Below are 1,944 nucleotides of genomic sequence, written 5' to 3' on the forward strand. Positions count from 1 at the left end.
CCAGCGGGTCCGCCGCCGCCGCGTGCCGAGAAGCTGCACCTCCCCGCCCCGCCGCATCGCGGCGCGCATCGTCGCCCGCCAATCGGCGAGCCTTCCGCGCGGGTCCGCCATGGTCCGGCGCGAGGCGAGCGGGCGCACCGGCAGCGTCAGCCGGGCGAGCATCCGCTTGGCCTCGGCGACCTCGGCCACCGACATCTGCTCGAAGTCGAGCGTGCGCAGCCGTTCCTCGGCCGAGGCGGTGGCGGTGGCGTCGGCCACCATCTCCACCTCGTCCTCCGCGCCGTCCTCGGGCGGGGGCGGCAGGTCGCGCTCCGCCCCGTCCAGAAGCGCCTGCGCGGCGCGCTTCTCCGCGGCCTCGGCGCGGCGGTCCTCCTGTACGCCGCGCACGGCCGGGAGCATCAGGCTCATCATGTGTTCGAGATAGCGCGGGTCGCGCCAGTAGAGCCGGAAGACCTGCGCGAAGACCGCCCGCTCCTCGGGGCGGGAGACGAAGCAGGCGTGGAGCACCCAGTAGAAATCGGCCCGTTCGGTGAAGCCCGCCGCCTCCACGGCCCGGATCGCGTCGATCACCCGGCCGGGACCGACCTTGAGCCCCGCCCGGCGCAGGGCGCGGGCAAAATGGGCGATGTTGGCGGCGAGCTTGCCGTCCTCGGGGATGTCGAGGGGAAAGAGCTCAGCCATCGGCGTAAGGGCGGGGGCGCGGCCCCGGCACCCCCGGGGCATTTCCGCAACGCTGAAGCCGCCGACGCATGGTCTGGAGCCTCAGGCCGACGCGAGCTCGGCGCGCAACTCGTCGAGGATCTTCTTCGCGGGGGCGCCGGCGATCTTCTGGATGTCGTCCTGGTATTTCAGGATCGCCCCGAGCGTGTCGGCGATGACCTCGGGCGAAAGCGCGATGACGTCGAGCGCGAGGAGGCATTTCGCCCAGTCGATCGTCTCGGCCACGCCCGGCTTCTTGAAGAGGTCCTCGCGCCGGAGCTTCTGGACGAAGGCGACGATCTCGCGGCTGAGGGTTTCCGTGGCCTCCGGCGCGCGGGCGCGCAGGATCTCCATCTCGCGCTCGAACGAGGGGTAATCGACCCAGTGGTAGAGGCAGCGGCGCTTCAGCGCGTCATGCACCTCGCGGGTGCGGTTCGAGGTGAGGATGACGATGGGGGGTTCCGGCGCGCGGATCGTGCCGAGTTCCGGGATCGTCACCTGGAAGTCGGAGAGCGCCTCAAGGAGGAACGCCTCGAAGGGCTCGTCGGTGCGGTCGAGTTCGTCGATGAGAAGGACGGGCGGGCCGCCGGGCTGGGGGCGCATCGCGGCGAGGAGCGGCCGCTCGATCAGGTAGTCCTCGGTGAAGAGTTCGGCCCGCAGCGTATCGCGGTCGGCGCCCCCGCCTGCCTCGGCGGTGCGGATCGCCAGCATCTGCGCGGCGAAGTTCCAGTCGCAGACGGCCGAGGCGGCGTCGAGCCCCTCGTAGCACTGGAGCCGGATCAGGCGGCGGCCGAGGGCGGTGGCGATGGCCTTGGCGATCTCGGTCTTGCCGACGCCCGCCTCGCCTTCGAGAAAGAGCGGCCGGCCGAGCTTCAGCGCCAGAAAGACCACGGTCGAAAGCGCCCGGTCGGCGACATAGTCACTGCCGGCGAGGAGCCGGGTGACCTCGGAGATGTCCGAAGGAAGGCCGGTCACGGCGCAGGATCCTCCACTTGCCGGGCCTTCGCTGCCCTGCGGCCAGCTAAGACCGGCGCCGCGCGCCTGTCCAGCCCGGTCGCGCGGACATGCGACCAAAGGCCGAGAGGCCATCTGTCGCACCGGCCGCGGTCAGGGAAATGTGGTGGCTAGGGGCGGACTTGAACCGCCGACCCCATGATTATGAGTTATCAATGTATTGTTCTAGATCAATGACTTAGCCATTACGCCCGCGTTACGCCGCTTCAAGGAAATCAAAGGCTTGACTTA

General features: G+C 70.1%; 1 protein-coding gene, 1 tRNA gene and 1 pseudogene. All 3 read right to left on the minus strand.

What is annotated here, in order from left to right; translation table 11 throughout:
* Positions 1 to 681, minus strand: a pseudogene (locus F9K34_RS18815) (VWA domain-containing protein); the annotation flags it as partial.
* A gap of 81 nt (positions 682 to 762) precedes the next feature.
* Complete coding sequence (locus F9K34_RS18820; RefSeq protein ID WP_291338627.1) at positions 763 to 1,674, minus strand: AAA family ATPase; 912 nt, start codon at positions 1,672 to 1,674, stop codon at positions 763 to 765.
* Between the two features lie 143 nt (positions 1,675 to 1,817).
* Positions 1,818 to 1,897, minus strand: a tRNA-OTHER gene (locus F9K34_RS18825).
* Positions 1,898 to 1,944: the final 47 nt, after the last annotated feature.

The organism is Albidovulum sp. (genome assembly GCF_008933605.1).
Lineage (GTDB): Bacteria > Pseudomonadota > Alphaproteobacteria > Rhodobacterales > Rhodobacteraceae > Albidovulum.